The sequence below is a fragment of the Streptomyces sp. NPDC001816 genome (assembly GCF_042892235.1).
Taxonomy (GTDB): domain Bacteria; phylum Actinomycetota; class Actinomycetes; order Streptomycetales; family Streptomycetaceae; genus Streptomyces.
Genome location: NZ_JBIATY010000019.1, coordinates 67,976 through 86,402, shown reverse-complemented (window position 1 = coordinate 86,402; position 18,427 = coordinate 67,976). Strand labels below are relative to the sequence as shown.

21 protein-coding genes are annotated in these 18,427 nt (G+C 70.8%); 13 read left to right on the top strand and 8 right to left on the bottom strand.

The window, feature by feature from the left end:
- Window positions 1-4 precede the first annotated feature (4 nt).
- Together ACFYZZ_RS42660 and ACFYZZ_RS42655 are read right to left on the bottom strand one after the other, a co-directional pair.
- Entirely contained in the window at window positions 5-1,690 is a 1,686-nt protein-coding gene (locus ACFYZZ_RS42660) for a bifunctional 3'-5' exonuclease/DNA polymerase (protein WP_389188654.1), read from the bottom strand.
- Window positions 1,691-1,785: 95 nt separating this feature from the next.
- Window positions 1,786-2,556 carry a Clp protease N-terminal domain-containing protein gene (locus tag ACFYZZ_RS42655; RefSeq protein ID WP_389188651.1) on the bottom strand — a complete coding sequence of 257 codons (771 nt, stop codon included), beginning with the start codon at window positions 2,554-2,556 and terminating at the stop codon, window positions 1,786-1,788.
- A 147-nt stretch (window positions 2,557-2,703) separates the two neighbouring features.
- Between ACFYZZ_RS42655 and ACFYZZ_RS42650 the strand changes: the two genes are divergently transcribed.
- Window positions 2,704-3,810 (top strand): DUF2786 domain-containing protein, encoded by a 1,107-nt coding sequence (locus ACFYZZ_RS42650; protein WP_389188648.1) that lies wholly within the window; start codon window positions 2,704-2,706, stop codon window positions 3,808-3,810.
- Window positions 3,811-3,814: 4 nt separating this feature from the next.
- On the opposite strand, the gene ACFYZZ_RS42645 is transcribed toward ACFYZZ_RS42650, so the two are convergent.
- On the bottom strand, window positions 3,815-4,330 hold the full coding sequence (locus ACFYZZ_RS42645; RefSeq protein ID WP_389188645.1) for a DUF4232 domain-containing protein: 516 nt from the start codon (window positions 4,328-4,330) through the stop codon (window positions 3,815-3,817).
- 102 nt (window positions 4,331-4,432) lie between these two features.
- A complete protein-coding gene (locus tag ACFYZZ_RS42640; protein ID WP_389188642.1) occupies window positions 4,433-4,912 on the bottom strand; it encodes a hypothetical protein in 480 nt (159 codons plus the stop codon).
- Between the two features lie 253 nt (window positions 4,913-5,165).
- Here ACFYZZ_RS42640 and ACFYZZ_RS42635 point away from each other — a divergent pair, with 253 nt between their 5' ends.
- The 4 genes from ACFYZZ_RS42635 to ACFYZZ_RS42620 all read left to right on the top strand — a co-directional run bounded on the left by ACFYZZ_RS42635 (window position 5,166) and on the right by ACFYZZ_RS42620 (window position 6,800).
- Window positions 5,166-5,537, top strand: a complete 372-nt coding sequence (locus ACFYZZ_RS42635) for a VOC family protein (RefSeq protein WP_386579499.1) — start codon at window positions 5,166-5,168, stop codon at window positions 5,535-5,537.
- 11 nt (window positions 5,538-5,548) lie between these two features.
- On the top strand, window positions 5,549-5,902 hold the full coding sequence (locus tag ACFYZZ_RS42630) for an ArsR/SmtB family transcription factor (protein ID WP_389188639.1): 354 nt from the start codon (window positions 5,549-5,551) through the stop codon (window positions 5,900-5,902).
- Window positions 5,899-6,369 carry an SRPBCC domain-containing protein gene (locus ACFYZZ_RS42625; RefSeq protein WP_389188636.1) on the top strand — a complete coding sequence of 157 codons (471 nt, stop codon included), beginning with the start codon at window positions 5,899-5,901 and terminating at the stop codon, window positions 6,367-6,369. Before ACFYZZ_RS42630 ends, ACFYZZ_RS42625 begins: the two co-directional genes overlap by 4 nt.
- Window positions 6,370-6,566: 197 nt before the next feature.
- Window positions 6,567-6,800, top strand: coding sequence for a DUF397 domain-containing protein (locus ACFYZZ_RS42620; RefSeq protein ID WP_386579628.1), 234 nt, complete (start codon window positions 6,567-6,569; stop codon window positions 6,798-6,800).
- Between the two features lie 109 nt (window positions 6,801-6,909).
- Here the strand turns inward: ACFYZZ_RS42620 and ACFYZZ_RS42615 are convergent, their stop codons facing one another.
- A complete protein-coding gene (locus tag ACFYZZ_RS42615) occupies window positions 6,910-7,437 on the bottom strand; it encodes an ATP-binding protein (RefSeq protein WP_389188634.1) in 528 nt (175 codons plus the stop codon).
- 354 nt (window positions 7,438-7,791) lie between these two features.
- On the opposite strand from ACFYZZ_RS42615, the gene ACFYZZ_RS42610 reads away from it, so the two are divergent.
- The 6 genes from ACFYZZ_RS42610 (at window position 7,792) to ACFYZZ_RS42585 (ending at window position 13,298) form a co-directional block, all read left to right on the top strand.
- Window positions 7,792-8,616 carry a helix-turn-helix domain-containing protein gene (locus ACFYZZ_RS42610; RefSeq protein WP_389188771.1) on the top strand — a complete coding sequence of 275 codons (825 nt, stop codon included), beginning with the start codon at window positions 7,792-7,794 and terminating at the stop codon, window positions 8,614-8,616.
- A 92-nt stretch (window positions 8,617-8,708) separates the two neighbouring features.
- A complete protein-coding gene (locus ACFYZZ_RS42605) occupies window positions 8,709-10,169 on the top strand; it encodes an aldehyde dehydrogenase family protein (RefSeq protein WP_389188631.1) in 1,461 nt (486 codons plus the stop codon).
- Between the two features lie 123 nt (window positions 10,170-10,292).
- Window positions 10,293-10,832, top strand: coding sequence for a DinB family protein (locus ACFYZZ_RS42600; protein ID WP_389188628.1), 540 nt, complete (start codon window positions 10,293-10,295; stop codon window positions 10,830-10,832).
- Window positions 10,833-10,856: 24 nt separating this feature from the next.
- Window positions 10,857-11,498 (top strand): PadR family transcriptional regulator, encoded by a 642-nt coding sequence (locus ACFYZZ_RS42595; protein WP_386579509.1) that lies wholly within the window; start codon window positions 10,857-10,859, stop codon window positions 11,496-11,498.
- A gap of 73 nt (window positions 11,499-11,571) precedes the next feature.
- On the top strand, window positions 11,572-12,522 hold the full coding sequence (locus ACFYZZ_RS42590) for an ATP-binding cassette domain-containing protein (RefSeq protein WP_389188625.1): 951 nt from the start codon (window positions 11,572-11,574) through the stop codon (window positions 12,520-12,522).
- The gene (locus ACFYZZ_RS42585) at window positions 12,522-13,298 is read left to right on the top strand and encodes an ABC transporter permease (protein WP_389188622.1); all 777 of its coding nucleotides are present in this window, start codon (window positions 12,522-12,524) and stop codon (window positions 13,296-13,298) included. Before ACFYZZ_RS42590 ends, ACFYZZ_RS42585 begins: the two co-directional genes overlap by 1 nt.
- 38 nt (window positions 13,299-13,336) lie before the next feature.
- On the opposite strand, the gene ACFYZZ_RS42580 is transcribed toward ACFYZZ_RS42585, so the two are convergent.
- Window positions 13,337-14,743, bottom strand: a complete 1,407-nt coding sequence (locus tag ACFYZZ_RS42580; RefSeq protein WP_389188620.1) for a glutamate decarboxylase — start codon at window positions 14,741-14,743, stop codon at window positions 13,337-13,339.
- Window positions 14,744-14,770: 27 nt separating this feature from the next.
- On the bottom strand, window positions 14,771-16,057 hold the full coding sequence (locus tag ACFYZZ_RS42575; protein WP_389188617.1) for an ion channel protein: 1,287 nt from the start codon (window positions 16,055-16,057) through the stop codon (window positions 14,771-14,773).
- Window positions 16,058-16,171: 114 nt separating this feature from the next.
- Here ACFYZZ_RS42575 and ACFYZZ_RS42570 point away from each other — a divergent pair, with 114 nt between their 5' ends.
- The gene (locus tag ACFYZZ_RS42570; protein WP_389188614.1) at window positions 16,172-16,933 is read left to right on the top strand and encodes a MerR family transcriptional regulator; all 762 of its coding nucleotides are present in this window, start codon (window positions 16,172-16,174) and stop codon (window positions 16,931-16,933) included.
- Window positions 16,934-16,950: 17 nt separating this feature from the next.
- Here the strand turns inward: ACFYZZ_RS42570 and ACFYZZ_RS42565 are convergent, their stop codons facing one another.
- Complete coding sequence (locus ACFYZZ_RS42565) at window positions 16,951-17,316, bottom strand: YbjQ family protein (protein ID WP_145885814.1); 366 nt, start codon at window positions 17,314-17,316, stop codon at window positions 16,951-16,953.
- 151 nt (window positions 17,317-17,467) lie between these two features.
- Between ACFYZZ_RS42565 and ACFYZZ_RS42560 the strand changes: the two genes are divergently transcribed.
- Window positions 17,468-18,424: a DedA family protein gene (locus ACFYZZ_RS42560; protein WP_389188611.1), complete on the top strand. Its 957-nt coding sequence runs from the start codon at window positions 17,468-17,470 to the stop codon at window positions 18,422-18,424.
- The last annotated feature ends 3 nt before the right edge of the window (window positions 18,425-18,427 follow it).

Sequence of the window (18,427 nt, the reverse complement as noted above, 5' to 3'; positions counted from 1 at the left end):
GCCCTCACTTGGCGTCGGCGTAGCACTCCACCACCGCCGTCGTGAACGGGAAGCGCACCGGGGTCTCGCCGAAGGTCAGCCGTCCGGCGAGTTCGGCCGCGTCCCGGATGGCCTGGGCGACGGTGTCGGCCTCTTCGGCGGGGCAGTGCACGATCACCTCGTCGTGCTGGAAGAACACCAGCTCGGCCGCCAGGTCCGCGCAGGACCGGCGCAGCGCGGCGAGCAGCAGCAGGGCCCAGTCGGCGGCGCTGCCCTGCACCACGAAGTTGCGCGCGAAGCGGCCCCGCGCGCGGGAGTCGGTGGACGCGTATCCGGGGACCCATGGCTGCCCGTCGGGGGTGTCCTCGCCGATGGGGATGCCCGCCTCCTCCTCCGCGTCCTCGCCCTGCCGGGCGGCGGGCGGACAGGTCCGGCCCAGCCAGGTGCGCACGAGCCGGCCCTCCTCACCGGCCCGCGCGGCCTCGTCGACGTAGGCCACCGCCTTGGGGAACCGGCGGCGCAGCGCGGCGAGGTTCTTCAGGCCGTCGCCCGAGGTCTGGCCGTAGACCGCGCCGAGCACGGCGAGCTTGGCCTGGTCCCGGTCGCCGGAGAAGGCGCGGTCGGAGACGGACTGGTAGAGGTCGCTCTCGCGGCCGGCCACCTCCATCAGGCCGGGGTCGCGGGAGATCGCCGCCAGCACGCGCGGCTCCATCTGGTCGGCGTCGGCCACGACCAGCCGCCAGCCGGGGTCGGCGACCACGGCCCGCCGGATCACCTTGGGGATCTGCAGCGCGCCCCCGCCGTTGGTCACCCAGCGCCCGGTGACCGTGCCGCCGGCGAGGAACTCGGGCCGGAAGCGGCCGTCGCGGACCCAGTCCTGCAGCCAGGACCAGCCGTGCGCGACCCAGATGCGGTACAGCTTCTTGTACTCCAGCAGCGGTTTCACCGCAGGGTGGTCGAGGGATTCGATCTCCCAGCGGCGGGTGGACTTCACCTTGATCCCGGCCCGGGCGAAGGCCTTGACGACGTCGGCGGGCAGGTCGGGCCGGACCCGGCGGCCGAAGGCGGTGGACACCTCGTCGGCCAGCTCGGCCAGGCGGCGCGGCTCGCCACCGCCCGCGTACCGCTCGCCCAGCAGGTCGTGCAGCAGCTCGCGGTGGACCCCGGCACTCCAGGGGAGGCCGGCGTGGTTCATCTCGGCGGCCACCAGCATCCCGGCCGACTCGGCGGCGGTCAGCAGCCGCATCCGGTCGGGGTGGGCGGTCTTCCCGTGCCGCCGCTGCTGGTCGGCGTAGACCGCGAGGAGGTCCGCCAGCGGCAGCCGGGTGCCGCCCGGCTCGAACAGCGGGGACTGGGCGCCCGGTTCGGCCGGGCGCAGCGGCGGGTCGGGCGGTACGGGGCCGCCGCGGAGGCGGGCCAGGGCGGCGGCGGCCGAGCGCGGCTCGCCGTACCGGCCCTCATGACCCAGCAGAAGTGTCTCGGCGTCCTCGATGTCGTAGCACCGCTCCACTCGCACCCCCGTGGCGAGCAGACGCGGATAGACCTCGGGGGTCGACCGCCACACCCAGCGCGTCACCTCCGGGCGGCTCCGCACCGCCCCGGCGAGATCGCTCTCCCGCCGCACCGGACCGGCGGGCAGCCCGTCCGAGCCGAGGGGGGCGACGTCCACGCCACCGTCCTCGGCCGGTGCGAGAGCCCACCGGTCGGTCATGACTGCGAGTGTGGCAGGCGGCACTGACAATGGGCTTGACCTGCGGATTCGCGTCTCGGGGCCGGATGCTCCCGGACCGCTGTTCCGGCCCCTTCTCAGTCCGCCGGTCCGTCGCTCGCGGCCTCCTGCGCGTCCGAGGCGGCCTTCTTCTGCTCCAGGAGCAGCGCCAGCACCTTGCCGACGTACTCCTCGGTCCCGGCCTTGGTGATGCCGAGCCCGCTGAGGACGCCCACGCCGTTCTCGTGCTCCAGCAGGGCCAGCAGGAGGTGCTCGGTGCCGATGTAGTTGTGGCCGAGCCGGAGGGCCTCGCGGAAGGTGAGTTCCAGGACCTTCTTGGCCTCCGGGCCGTAGGGGACGAGGTCGGGGACCTCCTCGGCGGCCGGCGGGAGCGCGGCGGTCGCGGCCTGGCGTACGGAGTCCAGCAGGACGCCCTGCGCGGTGACCGCCTTCGCGGCCAGGCCCTCCGGCTCGACCAGCAGCCCGAGGACCAGGTGCTCGGGGCGGCCCTCGGTGTTGCGCGCGGCCAGCGCCTCGTTGTGCGCGGCCATGACCACGTTCCGCGCGCGGAGGGTGTAGCGGCTGAAGCCCTGGCTGGGGTCGAGGTCGGCGGACTCCTTCGGCACGAACCGCTTCTGCGCCGCCTGCCGGGTCACGCCCATGCTCTTGCCGATGTCGGTCCAGGAGGCCCCCGAGCGGCGGGCCTGATCGACGAAGTGACCGATCAGATGGTCGGCCACGTCACCGAGGTGATCGGCGGCGATCACCGCGTCCTGGAGCTGGTCGAGGGGTTCGGGGTGGACCTTCTTGATCGCCTCGATGAGGTCGTCGAGGCGCACGGATGCCGTGATGTTCGGGTTGGTCGCCATGCGTCAACCGTAGGTTGTCACCCCGGCACCGTCAACCAGTAGTTGACAGTGCGCAGGCCGCCCTTGCGGCCGCCGCGTGCGGAAAGCTGTCCACAGGGTGTGGACGGCCCCGGCCCGCCGTCCGCGGCCCATGGCACGATCGACACCGTGACCAGCACCTCCAGCACCGTCGAGCGGGCCTTCCGGGCCGCCCTGTACGACGACACCGACGCCGGACTCGACACGGGCGCCTCCCTGCTCGCCGCCGACCCCGCGGCCGACGCCGAACTCGTGCGGCGGGGTCAGGAGTTCGTCGCCACGGCCTGGCAGCGCGGCTGGCAGCCCGCCGACGTCGTACGGCTCGTACGGCGCGAGCTGGACGACGGCCACGTCCGCCTGGCCGCGGGGCTGATCCGGGCGCAGGCCGGGCGGGACCGCCCGCGCGGGCACCGCTGGGCAGCCCAGCTGGAGGCGCTGCCGCAGGACCCCGCGCGCGACGGCGACCGTTTCTCGCACGCCACCGCGGTGCTCCAGCTGTACCGCCTGCTGCTGCGGCTGCCCGCCCTGGAGCCCCTCGAAGAGCCCCGCCGCGAGCACGGGCCCGCCGCGTCCCGCATGCTCACCCGGATCCGCGCCCTGCTCGCCAAGGCCGAGGCGACCGGGTATCCGGAGGAGGCCGAGGCGCTGAGCGCCAAGGCGCAGGAGCTGATGGCCCGGCACAGCGTCGACGAGGCGCTGCTCGCCGCCGCTGCCCCCGCGCCGGACGCGCCGGGTGCCTGCCGCATCGGCGTCGAGCCGCCCTACGAGCAGGCCAAGGCGATGCTGCTGGACGCGGTCGCCACCGCCAACCACTGCCGCGCGGTGTGGAACGAACCGCTGGGCTTCTCCACGGTCGTCGGCTTCGAGGCGGACCTGGAGGCGGTCGAGCTGCTCCACACCTCGCTGCTGGTGCAGGCCACGCACGCGATGACCAAGGCGGAGGCCGCCCAGCGAGCCGGTGGCCGCAAGCGCACCAAGACCTTCCGGCAGTCCTTCCTCGCGGCCTACGCCCACCGCGTCGGCGACCGTCTCGCGGCCGTGGCCGAGACCCAGGTGACCCAGGACCTGCTGCCCGTCCTCGCCACCCGCGAGGTGGCCGTCACCGACCGGCTGGAGCGCATGTTCCCCGAGACCACCACGACCCGGCTGCGCGGCGTGACCGACGCGGCCGGTTGGACGGAGGGCGCGCGAGCGGCGGACGAGGCCCAGGTCAGGGCCCGCCCCAGACTGCCGTGAGCCGTCAGTCCCCGACCTGCTGGAAGGCGCTGACGGAGGCGTCCGGGGTGCCCTGGGTGCCCTTGGAGGCGACGGGCCCGTACGACCACGGGAAGGTCCGGGTGGTGGTGGAGCCGGGCAGGGCGATCTTCACGGTCTTCGCCGCCACGCTGCGCTTGTCGCCCGCCTTGCCGCGCACATAGGAGATGGTGAAGCTCGCCGAGTCGCCCTTGGCGAGCTTCAGCTTCTGGGCCTTCGCCCCCTGCTGCATGGGCACGTCGACCTCGACGTTGCCCGTGTTCAGCCGGGCGCCCGGGAACTTGTCCAGGACGCAGGGCGCGCTCTGGTTGGTGATGCTGACGGGCACCTCGCCCGTGTCACCGGCGACCGGGGCCACGCTCGCCGACCCGATCTGCACGGAGACTCTGCCGATCTCGCAGGCGGAGCTGCTCTTCCCGTTCTTGCCGCCACCGCCGTCATTGCAGGCGGTCAGCACAAGGGCGGCGGCGAGGGCGGTGACGGTGAGCGGAATGGCGCGCATGAGCGAGTCCCATCGAGGTCGTGACGGTCTCCCCGCATCATGGCCCCTGCGCCCCGGACGCGATCACGCGCCCCGGGCGAATTCACCGCTTCAGGGGCCCCGTCACTGCTTCACGGGTGCCGTCGGCAGCCCGGACGGCAGCTTGCCGCCCTCGGCCTTGGTGTAGGTCTCCTGGCCGAGCTTGCCCGACCAGGTCACCTTCAGCGCGTCCTTGCTCACCGAGTCGACCATGCCGGTGACCCGGTCCTTGCCGCCGCCGGTGCAGGTCAGATGGATCATCTGCATGCCCGCCTCGGTGCCGGCGGCACCGCTGCACACGGTCCCGCCAGTCACGAACAGCCCGGCCTGCTTCCCGGTGATCACCAGGGCCACGACGGCGCCCTTGCTGGTGGTGATCCAGCTGCCCTGGAGCTTGCCGGAGGAGCCGGTCACGGCGCCCGTACCCGTGGACGTCGGGGTCGCGCTCGGGGTGGGCGAGGCGTCGTCCTTGGAACCGCCCCCGCTGCACCCGGTCAGCGCGAGCGCGCCCACCAGCCCCGCGGCCGCGGCCGCGGTCCGCACCCTTGCAGTCGCCGTAGTCACGTCAAGCTCCCCAAGCTCTGGCGGGCCGGCCGCCCCGGGGCCGTCGGCCCGTCGCGGTCGACACCCCCCGGACCGGAGGGACCGCAGCAAGCTACCAGCCGTTACCAGGAGGACTTCCGGACGCCGGTCAGGAATCCGTTGTGAGCGTCTCTGATCAGCTAAGCGATCCCACGCGAACCGTAAGGTGAGCAGTGATAGGTAGGCAATCTCCTACGATTGGCGCGTAGGAGATTGCCTACCTATGCTTCTGGTCATGACCATCACGCACGCCTCATTCGTCACGCTTCCCGTCACCGACCAGGACCGCGCCCTGCGCTTCTACCGGGACGTCCTCGGCTTCGAGGTCACCGCCGACCTCCAGATGCCGCCGGGGCGCTGGCTCCAGGTCGCGCCGAAGGGTGCGCAGACCGTTTTCACGCTCTCCGGGCCCGGCATGGGGGATTTCGAGCCCGGTTCGGCCCGGGGGATCATGTTGGTGACGACCGATGTCGACGCCGACTGCGCACGGCTCGCCGAGGCGGGCACCGAGGTGCAGGGCCCCGACGAGTACCCCTGGGGGCGGATGGCCTCCTTCCGCGACCCGGACGGCAACGGTCTGATGCTGCTCACGGAGGCTCACCAGTAGGAAGGTCGGCAATGACCGCAGCCGGAACCCGGGAGGCCGCCGAGGACCGCGTCTTCGCGGCGCTCGCCAACGCCACCCGCCGGGAAGTGCTCCGGCTGCTGCGCGAGCGCGGGCCGCAGCCCGTGCAGGCCCTGGCCGACCACTTCGACATGCGCCGCCCGAGCCTCTCGGAACACCTCAGGGTGCTCCGCGAGGCCGGCCTCGTCTCCGAGCAGCGCTCCGGCCGGCAGCGCATCTACCGCCTGGAGGCGGCCCCGCTCGCCGAGGTGCAGGACTGGCTCCACCCGTACGAGCGGTTCTGGCGGGACCAGCTGAAGGGCCTCGGCGCTCTGCTCGACCGCATGCCGGACGATGACCGCCCATGAACACCGCACCCGGCGACGCCGACGACCTCACCACGATCCGCGTCGACCAGTTCTTCCCGCACCCGCCCGCCAAGGTCTGGCGCGCCCTGACCGAGCCCGACCTGCTGGCCCGCTGGCAGATGCCCGGCGCCGAGGACTTCCGGCTCGAGGTCGGTCACCGGTACCGGATGACCTCGGTCCCGCGGCCGGGCTCCCGCTTCTCCGGTGTCGTGGAAGTGCGGGTACTGGCCTACGACACCGAGCGGATGCTGTCCCTCCGGTGGGCGGACGCAGATCCGGCCAATCCCGCGGACTGGACCATTACGTGGACCCTGGAACAGGAAGGGCGCGGAACGCGTCTCTTCCTAGTGCACGAGGGATTCGATCCGGACGACCCGGCGCAGATGATGGCTCGGAAGATCATGGGCGGGGGCTGGCGGGGGCATGTGCTGCCGTCTCTGGGGCAGACGCTGGAACGATTTCGGTAAAGCGGACGCCAAAGCTGTAATCGCGGGAACACCCCCTGTGCACGTGCATCTGCTCATGCATCTGCACGTGAACGGGGTTATGATCCGGGTCAGTTGACTACAGCATCCATGGCCACACCAGCCAGTGCACCACCGGGGAGCGACCTGTGGACCGCGACGTTGACGGCGTGTACGGGGGGTACGACGTGTACAACGGCATGGCTTACAACGGCATGGCTGCCACGCAGCTGGACGGCGTGGCCTGGCAGAAGAGCAGGCACAGCAACTCGCAGGGCTCCTGCGTGGAGTTCGCGCGGCTGCCCGGAGGCGAGGTGGCCGTACGCAACTCGCGCTTCCCGGACGGGCCCGCGCTCGTCTACACGCGCGCGGAGATCGAGGCCATGCTCCTCGGCGTCAAGGACGGCGAGTTCGACCATCTGATAGCCGGCTGAAACGACTCACCGGCCCGGTGGGCCGGGGTGGTAGGGACAGCCGGTGACGGCCGGGCGAAGTTCGGGTGTACGCGCGTAGAAACGCGGCGTCGGTCGACGCCGCGTTTCTTCAGTCGGCCGTTCGGAGCCGGAACAGCGCCCAGACGACCTTGCCGTCGAGGCTGCCCGCGAGCGGGTGCCAACCCCAGCTGTCGGCGAAGGAGTCGACCAGGAACAGTCCGCGGCCCGACTCGGCCGAGAAGTCGTCCGAGTCACGCGGGACGGGCGTCTCGTGGCTGGGGTCGCGCACCGCGCACACCAGCCGCTCGGCCCAGCGCATCAGGTGCAGCCGTACCGAGGGCTCGTGCTCGGAGCATGCCGCGTCGGCCGAGTCGGAAGGTGCGGCCCGCAGGGCCTCGTTGGAAGGGCGGTGGTGGGGAAGCGGCAGGCCGTGGCGCAGGGCGTTGGTGACGAGTTCGGAGACGACGAGACATATGTCGTCGAAGCGGTCGCCCACGTCCCACTGGTCCAGCGTGCCGCGCGTGAAGCGGCGGGCCTCGCGCACCGCTTCGTAGCGGGCGGGCAGGGCGCAGGAGGCGGCATCGGACACGGCCGCGGGATCCAGCGGCGGAAGGCCCTGCCGTAACGGCTTGAGCATGGTCGATCCATTCGTTCCCATGCGAGGCACTCCCGGGAATTCGCGGTCGTTGCGATGCAGCGGTGGCGCTGCACCATGGTTTCGGATGGGAAGGGCAGATGCAAGGGCAGATGCACGTGCACGCGACCGAATTGAACCTGCCCGTACCGCTTCTTGGCCATTTTTTCCGCCAACTTGGATCGCGAGTCTGCCAAAGGTCCTGACCTCTTCCTCCGGAAAACGGCCGACCTCTTTCCGTTTCCGTAACCGGACGAGTACTGCTCGAAGTGTTTTAGTGGCAGACTTCGGCCCCAAAGACGGTTGGGGAGGCTGGCGAACGTGAGCGCGGGAGAGCCCGGATCGGTGGTGCGGCGCATGCTGCTCGGCTCGCAACTCAGGCGACTGCGTGAAGCGCGGGGGATCACGCGTGAGGCGGCGGGGTACTCGATCCGTGCGTCCGAGTCGAAGATCAGCCGGATGGAGCTGGGCCGGGTGAGCTTCAAGACCAGGGACGTGGAAGACCTGTTGACGCTGTACGGCATCACCGACGAGGCGGAGCGCGAGTCGCTGCTCTCCCTCGCCCGGGAGGCCAATGTCGCGGGCTGGTGGCACAGTTACACCGACGTGCTGCCCAGCTGGTTCCCCACCTATGTGGGTCTGGAGGGTGCCGCCTCCCTGGTCCGGGTGTACGAGGTGCAGTTCGTGCACGGCCTGCTGCAGACCGAGGAGTACGCCCGCGCGGTGGTCCGGCGCGGGATGAAGGGCGCGAGCACGGCCGACGTGGAGCGGCGCGTGGCGCTGCGCCTGGAGCGGCAGAAGCATCTGCTCGACGACAACGCCCCCGAGTTCCACATCGTCCTGGACGAGGCGGCCCTGCGCCGTCCCTACGGCGACCGCGACGTGATGCGCGGCCAGCTCCAGCACCTGATCGAGGTCTCCCAGCGGCCCAACGTACGGCTGCAGGTCATGCCGTTCGGCTTCGGCGGGCACTCCGGCGAGAGCGGCGCCTTCACCATCCTCAGCTTCCCCGATACGGACCTGCCCGACGTGGTGTACGTGGAGCAGCTGACCAGCGCCCTCTACCTGGACAAGCGGGAGGACGTCGCCCAGTACGAGCAGGCGCTGAAGGAGCTGCAGCAGGACAGCCCGGGCCCGGACGAGAGCCGGGACCTGTTGCGGGGACTGCTTCAACTGTCTTGAGAGGTCACCTTCAACTCTCTTGAATCGCAAGTACGATGACGGGTGATCAGACCGTGACCAGGATCTGGCATCGCTAGTGATTGAGGGATCACATGTCGTCCTACTTCAGCGAGCTGGCCCAGCAGTACATCGACGGTGAGTGGCGCCCGGGCACCGGTTCCTGGGACGTCATCGACTTCAACCCCTACGACGACGAGAAGCTGGCCTCCATCACGGTGGCCACCGTCGACGAGGTCGACCAGGCCTACAAGAGCGCCGCTCGTGTCCAGAAGCAGTGGGCCGCGACCAACCCGTACACCCGCCGCGCGGTCTTCGAGCGGGCCCTGAGGCTGATAGAGGACCGCGAGCAGGAGATAGCCGACCTGATCATCGCGGAACTCGGCGGCACGCGCGTGAAGGCGGGCTTCGAGCTGCACCTCGCCAAGGAGTTCCTGCGCGAGTCGGTCCACCTGGCGCTGCGCCCCGAGGGGAAGATCCTGCCCTCGCCGACCGACGGCAAGGAGAACCGCGTCTACCGGGTGCCGGTCGGTGTGGTGGGCGTGATCAGCCCGTTCAACTTCCCGTTCCTGCTGTCGATCAAGTCGGTGGCCCCGGCCCTCGCCCTCGGCAACGGTGTGGTGCTCAAGCCGCATCAGAACACCCCGATCGCCGGCGGCACCCTGGTCGCGAAGATCTTCGAGGAGGCCGGGCTGCCCGGCGGCCTGCTCAACGTCGTCGTCACCGACATCGCCGAGATCGGCGACGCCTTCATCGAGCACCCGATCCCCAAGGTCATCTCCTTCACCGGCTCGGACAAGGTCGGCCGGCACGTCGCCACCGTCTGCGCCTCGCACTTCAAGCGCTCGGTGCTCGAACTGGGCGGCAACAGCGCGCTGGTGGTCCTGGACGACGCCGACATCGACTACGCGGTCGACGCGGCGGTCTTCAGCCGCTACGTCCACCAGGGCCAGGTCTGCATGGCCGCGAACCGGGTGCTCGTGGACCGCTCGATCGCGGACGAGTTCACCGAGAAGTTCGTCGCCAAGGTCAGGACGCTCAAGGTCGGCGACCCGCGCGACCCGCAGACCGTCATCGGCCCAGTGATCAACTCCGCGCAGGCGAACGCCGTTTCGGGCACCGTCGAGCAGGCACTCGCCGAGGGCGCCACCGCCCTGGTGCACGGCATCACCACCGGCAACCTGGTCGAGCCCAGCGTGCTCACCGACGTCCCCGCCGACTCCGCCCTGCTTCAGCAGGAGGTCTTCGGTCCGGTCGTCTTCCTCGTCCCCTTCGACGGCGAGGAGGAGGCGGTCCGGATCGTCAACGACACCCCGTACGGCCTCAGCGGCGCCGTCCACACCGGTGACATCGAGCGCGGTGTGGCGTTCGCCAAGCAGATCGACACGGGCATGTTCCACGTGAACGACGGCACCGTGCACGACGAGCCGCTCGTGCCCTTCGGCGGCGAGAAGCACTCCGGCCTCGGCCGCCTGAACGGCGAGACGACCCTGGAGGCCTTCACCACCATCAAGTGGATCTCGGTGCAGCACGGCCGCAGCGGCTTCCCGTTCTAGGCCTCCTCCCGGGTCCCTTCCAGATCTCCTTCGCCTCGCGGGCCCTTGCGGACAGAACCTGACCGCAAGGGCCCGTAGCTTCGTCGGTGTCAGGGAAACGGACCCGAAGAAAGGCGGTCGGTCATGGTCACTCACGTGGCGGCGGAGACGCAGGGCGACGAGCGGGGAGCGCTGCTGGCGTTCATCGAGGAACAGCGCGGCGGGATCCGCCGGGCGCTGCTCGGACTGACCGAGGAGCAGGCCCGCTCCTGCCCCAGCGCCAGCGAACTGTCGCTCGGCGGACTGCTCAAGCATGTCGCCGAGGTCGAGCAGGGCTGGGTGGCCCGCGCCAAGCAGGAGCCGCCGGCCATCCGGCGCGACGAGTCGAACTGGCACGAGTGCTTCCGGCTGGCCGACGACGAGACGGTCGCCTCGCAGCTCGCGTACTGGGAGCAGGTCGCCGCCGAGACGGAGAAGTTCATCCGCTCCGCGCCCAGCCTGGACGACAGCTTCCCGCTGCCGCCCGACCCGTGGTTCCCGCCGGAGGGCCGCGTCTCCCTGCGCTGGCTGTGTCTGCACCTGATCCGCGAGACGGCCCGGCACGCCGGCCACGCCGACATCATCCGCGAGTCCCTGGACGGGAAGACCGCGTTCGAGCTGGTGGCCCTGGAGCAGGCGGGCTAGCTCCACGGCAATAACCTGGACCGCATGTCAGCGATCCGTCTTCTCGTGCTGGGCGCGGTGCGCCAGCACGGGCGGGCCCATGGCTACCAGGTGCGGGGCGACCTGGAGTACTGGGGCGCGCACGAGTGGTCCAACGCCAAGCCGGGCTCGATCTACCACGCCCTGAAGCAGATGGAGAAGCAGGGGCTGCTGCACGCGCACGAGATCGCGCCCTCCACGGCCGGGGGGCCGCCGCGCACCGAGTACGAGATCACGGACCGGGGCGAGGAGGAGTTCTTCCGGCTGCTGCGGGAGTCCCTGGTCGCCTACGACCAGAAGATGGACATCCAGTCGGCGGCCATCGGCTTCCTGGTCGAGCTGGCGCGGGCCGAGGCGCTGGACCTGCTCCGGGAGCGGATCCGGCGCATCGGGGAGTGGCGGGCCGCCGTCACCGAGCACTACATCCCCGAGGACGGCCCCGAACAGCTCGGCCACATCGGCGAGATCATGAACCTCTGGGTCCACAGGGCCGACTCCGACGAGGCCTGGACCCGGGGGCTGATCGCCCGCCTGGAGGCAGGCGCCTACACGTTCGCCGGCGAGGGCGAGCGCTTCGTGGGCGTACTCACCGAGGGCCAGGAGAACCCGTACGCGACGGGGGAGCGGCACCCGGAGGACGACCGCTAATCAAGTTTGACCAATGCGCGGGATCGCGTTACTTTCAGGTGGTAGTCAAGTTTGACTAGCGAGGGGGTGGCACGTGGCCGACGCGGCGATCACCGTCGAGGACGCACGCAAGACCTACGGCACCAGAAACGCCCTGGACGGGCTCGACCTGCACGTCACCCGCGGCACCGTGCACGCGGTGCTCGGCCCCAACGGCGCGGGCAAGACCACCCTGGTGCGGATCCTGTCCACCCTGCTCAGGCCGGACGGCGGCCGCATCGAGGTCGCCGGGCACGACGTCCGCACCGAGGCCCGCGCGCTGCGGCGGCGCATCGGCCTGCTGGGCCAGTACGCGGCCCTGGACGAGCAGCTGGACGGCCGGCAGAACCTGGAGATGTTCGCCCGCCTGCACCACCTCGGCGCCCGCCACGCGCGCGTGCGCGCCGCCGAACTCCTGGACCGCTTCGACCTCGGCGACACCGGCCGCACCCCGGTGGCCCGCTACAGCGGCGGCATGCGCCGCCGCCTCGACCTCGCCGCCTCCCTGATCACCGATCCTGAGGTGCTGTTCCTGGACGAGCCGACGACCGGCCTCGACCCGCGCGGCCGCGCCGAGGTCTGGTCCGCCGTCCGCTCCCTGGTCGGCGGCGGTACCACCGTCCTGCTCACCACCCAGTACCTGGAGGAGGCCGACCAACTGGCCCACCGCATCGCCTTCGTGGACCACGGCCGGGTCGTCGCCGACGGCACCCCCGACGAGCTGAAGACCCTCACCGGCGGCGACCGCATCGACGTCGTGCTGCGCGACGCGGGCCTGCTCGGCGCGGCCGCCGCCCTGTTGCCCGTCACCGGCGTCCGGGTGGACACCGACCGCAGGCTGCTCAGCGCCCCGGTCACCGACCGCATGGGTGCGCTGTCCGGGGTCGTACGCGCCCTGGAGGCGGCGGGCATCGAGGCGGCGGACGTCGCCCTGCGCAGGCCCACGCTGGACGAGGTCTTCCTGCACCTGACCGGTGACGGGAACCGAGTGAAGGAGGTCGCGTGATGGCGATGTCCCCTTCCGTCCAGTATGTCCTGACTGACTCCTGGACCATGGCCCGGCGCGAACTCGCCCACTGGGCACGGCAGCCCGGGCAGGTGCTGGTCGCCCTGGTCTTCCCGGTGATGCTGCTGCTGATGTTCGGCTACCTGATCGGCGGCGGCCGGGGCGTCACCGGCGACTACGTCGACTACCTGGTGCCCGGCATGCTCGCGCTCACCATGGCCTTCGGCCTGGAGGGCACGATGCTCAACGTCACCCAGGACCTCAACAAGGGCGTCATCGACCGCTTCCGCTCCCTGCCCATGACCAACGGGGCGGTCCTGGTGGGCCGTTCGGCGGCCGACATGCTCCAGTCGGCGGTCGTGCTCGCCCTGATGACGGCGGTGGCGTACGCGCTCGGCTGGCGGGCCCACGGCGGCCCCGGAGTCTTCCTGGGCGCCATCGGCCTGCTCCTGCTGCTCCGCTTCGCGATGCTGTGGGTCGGCATCCACCTCGCCCTGGTCGCCGGCCGGCCCGAGATGGTCCAGGCCGTGCAGATCCTCGTCTGGCCGGTCGGCTTCCTCTCCAACGCCCTCGCTACACCGGACGCCATGCCCGACTGGCTGGGCACGGCCGTCCAGTGGAATCCCCTGTCCCAGTCGGCGACGGCGGTACGGGACCTGCTCGGCGGCCAGGGCGGCGATCCGGGCCACGTGGGGGCGGCCGTGGCCTGGCCGCTGGGCCTGCTGGCCGTGTTCTTCCCACTGGCGGTACGGAGGTTCGCGCGCCTGGGCCGCTAGGACCTGTCTGACAATTCCCGTCGTCCGCCTTCCGGGCCCTAGTGATGGAAGCCGGTGGCCGCCTCCTTGTCCTGGGTCAGCGGATGCGGCTGCCGGCGCAGTTCCGGCACCAGGCGGTTCAGGTCCTCCAGGAACAGGTCGGCGAGGTCGTGGGAGAAGCCGTTGCGGCACACGATCCGGATCACGGAGAGATCCTCCCGGTTGGGCGGGAAGGTGTACGCGGGCACCAGCCAGCCGCCCTCGCGCAGCCGCCGGGCGACGTCGAACACGTCGTACGCCTTCACCCCCGGAGCGGTGGTGAAGGCGAACACCGGCAGCTCGTCGCCGCGTGTGAGCAGCCGGAAGTCGTCCAGCGCCTCGATCCTGCCGGCGACGTAGCGCGCCACGTCCCGTGTCGACTGCTGCACCGCCCGGTAGCCCTCCCGGCCCAGCCGCAGGAACGTGTAGTACTGCGCGACCACCTGGGCGCCGGGCCGGGAGAAGTTGAGCGCGAAGGTCGGCATGTCGCCGCCCAGGTAGTTCACCCGGAAGACCAGTTCCTCGGGCAGCGCCTCCTTGTCCCGCCACAGGGCCCAGCCGACGCCCGGGTAGACCAGGCCGTACTTGTGGCCCGAGGTGTTGATCGAGGCCACGCGCGGGAGGCGGAAGTCCCACACCAGGTCCTCGTCCAGGAAGGGCGCCACCATGGCCCCGGACGCGCCGTCCACGTGCACCGGGATGTCGAGACCGGTGCGCTCCTGGAGGTCGTCCAGGGCCGCGCACAGGTCCGCGATCGGCTCGTAGGAGCCGTCGAAGGTGGAGCCGAGGATGCCGACGACCCCGATGGTGTTCTCGTCGCACAAGCCGGCCGCCGCCTGCGGATCCAGGTGGTACCGCTCGCCCTCCATCGGGACCAGCCGGGGCTCCACCTCCCAGAAGTTGCAGAACTTGTCCCAGCAGACCTGGACGTTGACGCCCATGACCAGGTTCGGGCGCGCCGCCGGGTAGCGGTCGGCGTTGCGCGTCGCCCAGCGCCGCTTCAGCGCCATCCCGGCCAGCATGCACGCCTCGCTGGATCCCGTGGTCGAACAGCCCACGGCGGCCGACGGGTCCGGCGCGTTCCACAGGTCGGCGAGCATCGCCACGCAGCGCCGCTCCAGCTCGGCCGTGCGCGGGTACTCGTCCTTGTCGATCATGTTCTTGTCCCGGCACTCCGCCATCAGTGCCCCGGCCTGCGGTTCCATCCAGGTGGTGACGAACGTGGCCAGGTTCAGCCGGGAGTTGCCGTCCAGCATCAGCTCGTCGTGCACGATCTGCGCCGCCGTGTTGGGGGGCAGGGGCGCGTCGGGGAGCCGGTGCTTGGGCGGGGCCTCGGTCATTTCGACAATCGGGTTTGCCTCCCCGAAGAACGGGTTGACCGACATCGGCCGCTCGTCCTGCTTCTCGGGACCTTTGTGCAGGGCCATGTACGTGCCTCCAGACAGGGGAGTGAGTCAGCGGATCTGTGTGCCGTCCGCCCTCAGTTGCATCTGCGGCCGCCCCGTCACCAGCAGCCAGGCCGGCAGCGAGGCGATGCAGAGCAGGGCGAGGATGACGGGCGAGGCGACCAGGACCGCAGCGGTGAACAGGCTCACCCAGCCTTGCCGGGTGATGGCCAGGAGCATGCCCAGCACGCCCGCCGCCACCCCCACGGCGGGCGGGACGCCGGGCACCAGGGCGTGGGCGCACAGACCCAGGGCGGTGCCGATGAACACGCCGGGGAAGATCCGGCCGCCGCGGAAGCCACAGGTCGCGGCGACCGTCAGGGCGGCCAGTTTCACCACCGTCATCGTGGCGAACTGTCCGGCCGACCAGCCCTCGGGGTCGGCGGCCAGCTGCGCGATCTGGTCCAGCCCTTTGAAGAGCGTCAGCGGGCCGCCGAGAGCCCCCAGCGCCCCCAGGACGAGTCCGCCCACCGGAAGCATCAGCATCGGGTGCCGCAGCCGCTGGAAGGCGCGGTGGAGGTACGGGAAGGCGTAGACCGCGCACATGCCGAGTGCCGCGCTGAACGACGCGATGACGATCGCCGCCAGGATGTCGGCGGCGCCCGGTCGGCCGATCGGGGGCAGATGGAGGTCGAAGCTCGCGTGGTGGAGGAGGTCGGTCGTCAGGGCGCCCGCCGCGGCGGCGGCCAGTGGGGCGAAGAGGTTGTCCCAGAGCAGGCCCTTGATCCGCTGCCCGGCCAGCGCTTCCGAGATGACCAGGGCGGCGGCCACCGGGGTGCCGAACAGCGCGCCGATCGTCGCCGCCTCCGCCAGCGTCATCCACAGCGGGCCAGGCAGCCTGGGCTGGAACCGGCGGCCCAGCCATACCGCCAGCCCGACGTTGACGGCGATGATCGGGTTCTCGGGGCCGAGGCTCGGGCCGCCCGCGAGCATCAGGGCCGCCGCCAGCAGCAGGCCGGGCAGCACGACGGGCGGCAGCGCGGGCGCGTTCAGCCCCATGGTGGCCGGGTCGGGCCCCGCGTGCCCCGGCACCTTCCACACCACCAGACCGACCGCGATGCCGGTCGCGGTGAGCATGACGAAGATCCACAGCGTGGAGTAGCCGCCGATGCCCAGGGCGGCGGGCAGGTTCTTCCACAGCACGTCCTCGAGCTGCTCGGCCGCGACGGTCACCCCGACGAAGAGCAGGCTGCACACCACGCCCACGACCAGAGCGGGCAGGATCAAGGGCAACAGAGCGCGCGCGGGGGTCGCGGGAGCGGTGGGGGGCGCCTGCTGCGCGCTGTCCTGGGCCACGAGATCACCATAAGCGGACAAAAGAGGTCAAACATCCCGAAGCGAAACGGGCTTGCACCTCACGCGGCGTGAGGCCTCAGCGTGTACGACGTACCGACGACAAGGAGCGGAAAAGTGAGCTACTCCGTGGGACAGGTCGCGGGGTTCGCCGGGGTCACGGTGCGCACCCTGCACCACTACGACGAGATCGGCCTGCTCGTGCCCAGCGAGCGCACCCACGCCGGCCACCGGCGCTACGGCGACGCCGACCTCGACCGGCTCCAGCAGATCCTGTTCTACCGGGAGCTCGGCTTCCCGCTCGACGAGGTCGCGGCCCTGCTCGACGACCCGGAGGTGGACCCGCGCGCGCACCTGCGCCGCCAGCACGAGCTGCTGACCGCCCGGATCGAGAAGCTGCAGAAGATGGCCACGGCCGTGGAGCACGCCATGGAGGCACGCACGATGGGCATCAACCTCACGCCCGAGGAGCGGTTCGAGGTCTTCGGGGACAAGGATCCCGAGCAGTACGCCGAGGAGGCGGAGCAGCGCTGGGGAGGCACCGAGGCGTACGCGGAGTCGCAGCGCCGCGCCGCCCGCTACACCAAGGAGGACTGGAAGCGCCTCCAGGCGGAGGTCGACGACTGGACCCGGCGCTACGTGGCCCTGATGACCGCCGGCGAGCAGCCGTCCGGCGAGACGGCCATGGACCTGGCCGAGGAGCACCGTCGGCACATCAGCAAGTGGTTCTACGAGTGCCCGCACCCCATGCACCGCTGCCTGGGCGCGATGTACGTCGCCGACGAGCGTTTCAAGGCGTTCTACGACGCCATGCGGCCCGGGCTCGCCGATCACCTGAGCGAGGCGATCACCGCCAACGCCGACCGGCACACCGCGTGACCCCTGGCCCGGGAGGCCTACTCCCGGGCCAGGACCACCGCGGTCCCGTACGCGCACACCTCCGTGCCCACGTCGGCGGCCTCCGTCACGTCGAAGCGGAACGCCAGCACCCCGTTGGCGCCACGCGCGCGTGCCTGCTCCACCAGCCGCTCCATGGCCTGGTTACGGGTCTGCACGAGCGTCTTGGTGAGGCCCTTCAGCTCGCCGCCGATCATCGACTTCAGTCCGGCGCCGATCTGGCTGCCCAGGTGCCGCGAGCGCACGGTGAGCCCGAAGACCTCGCCGAGCACCTGCTGCACCCGGTATCCGGGCACGTCGTTGGTCGTGACGACCAGCACGTCCGGCTGGGGCCCCTGGCCGCCGCCGTAGTCATCGAGTCCCATGGCTCACAGCTTTGCCCCGGTTGCCCCACAGTGCATCCTGGAGTCACCGGTGGAACCTGGGGCGGTCACATCGCGTTGGTAGCTTTGTGCGGCGGCCCATCGCCCTTTCAGCCGCCGTAGCCGCCCTCATCCCCCTCAGGAGCCCGGACCCGTGATGACACTCGCCCTCGGCCCGAGCTGGCTCGATCCCGACTATCTGCTCAACACGTACAGCATCTGGGGTCTGCTGCTCATCGTCTTCGCCGAGTCCGGTCTGCTCATCGGGTTCTTCCTGCCGGGCGACTCGCTGCTGTTCACCTGCGGTCTGCTGATCACTTCCGACCAGCTGGACTTCCCGCTGTGGGGCGCGATCGCCCTGATCTGTCTCGCCGCGGTCCTCGGCGACCAGGCGGGCTACATGTTCGGCAAGAAGGTCGGCCCGTCCCTCTTCAACCGCCCGGACTCCCGCCTCTTCAAGCAGGAGAACGTCACCAAGGCGCACGAGTTCTTCGAGAAGTACGGCCCGAAGTCCCTGGTCCTGGCCCGCTTCGTGCCCATCGTGCGCACGTTCACGCCGATCATCGCCGGCGTCAGCGGCATGAAGTACCGCTCGTTCCTGATCTTCAACGTCATCGGCGGCGTCATGTGGGGCGCGGGCGTCACCCTGCTCGGCTCCTGGCTCGGCAACATCGACTTCGTCAACAAGAACATCGAGGCGATCCTCATCCTGATCGTCCTCGTCTCGGTGATCCCGATCGCGATCGAGTTCCTCCGCGCGCGCGGCAAGGCCAAGAAGGCCCCGCGGGAGACGCCTCAGCCTCCTCAGCAGCCCCAGTACCAGCGCCCCCCGGCCATGGACGCCGCCACCACCCAGCTCCGCCGCATCGAGCCGGAGGAGCCCTACCAGCCGCAGTACCAGCAGCAGCCGTACCAGCCGCAGCAGCAGGACCAGCAGTACTGGAACCAGGGCTACGACAACCAGGGCCAGCAGGGCTACGACAACCAGGGCCAGCAGGGCTACGACAACCAGGGCCACCAGGGTTATGACAACCAGGGCCACCAGGGGTACGACAACCAGTACTACGACCAGCAGCAGTACGACCAGAACGGGTACCCCCGGAACTACTAGGCG

Coding starts and splice junctions, on each gene's coding strand:
- ACFYZZ_RS42660 (WP_389188654.1), bottom strand. CDS start 1,690: ATGACCGACCGGTGGGCTCTCGCACCGGCCGAGGACGGTGGCGTGGAC.
- ACFYZZ_RS42655 (WP_389188651.1), bottom strand. CDS start 2,556: ATGGCGACCAACCCGAACATCACGGCATCCGTGCGCCTCGACGACCTC.
- ACFYZZ_RS42645 (WP_389188645.1), bottom strand. CDS start 4,330: ATGCGCGCCATTCCGCTCACCGTCACCGCCCTCGCCGCCGCCCTTGTG.
- ACFYZZ_RS42635 (WP_386579499.1), top strand. CDS start 5,166: ATGACCATCACGCACGCCTCATTCGTCACGCTTCCCGTCACCGACCAG.
- ACFYZZ_RS42630 (WP_389188639.1), top strand. CDS start 5,549: ATGACCGCAGCCGGAACCCGGGAGGCCGCCGAGGACCGCGTCTTCGCG.
- ACFYZZ_RS42625 (WP_389188636.1), top strand. CDS start 5,899: ATGAACACCGCACCCGGCGACGCCGACGACCTCACCACGATCCGCGTC.
- ACFYZZ_RS42620 (WP_386579628.1), top strand. CDS start 6,567: ATGGCTTACAACGGCATGGCTGCCACGCAGCTGGACGGCGTGGCCTGG.
- ACFYZZ_RS42615 (WP_389188634.1), bottom strand. CDS start 7,437: ATGCTCAAGCCGTTACGGCAGGGCCTTCCGCCGCTGGATCCCGCGGCC.
- ACFYZZ_RS42610 (WP_389188771.1), top strand. CDS start 7,792: ATGCTGCTCGGCTCGCAACTCAGGCGACTGCGTGAAGCGCGGGGGATC.
- ACFYZZ_RS42605 (WP_389188631.1), top strand. CDS start 8,709: ATGTCGTCCTACTTCAGCGAGCTGGCCCAGCAGTACATCGACGGTGAG.
- ACFYZZ_RS42600 (WP_389188628.1), top strand. CDS start 10,293: ATGGTCACTCACGTGGCGGCGGAGACGCAGGGCGACGAGCGGGGAGCG.
- ACFYZZ_RS42595 (WP_386579509.1), top strand. CDS start 10,857: ATGTCAGCGATCCGTCTTCTCGTGCTGGGCGCGGTGCGCCAGCACGGG.
- ACFYZZ_RS42585 (WP_389188622.1), top strand. CDS start 12,522: ATGGCGATGTCCCCTTCCGTCCAGTATGTCCTGACTGACTCCTGGACC.
- ACFYZZ_RS42580 (WP_389188620.1), bottom strand. CDS start 14,743: ATGGCCCTGCACAAAGGTCCCGAGAAGCAGGACGAGCGGCCGATGTCG.
- ACFYZZ_RS42565 (WP_145885814.1), bottom strand. CDS start 17,316: ATGGGACTCGATGACTACGGCGGCGGCCAGGGGCCCCAGCCGGACGTG.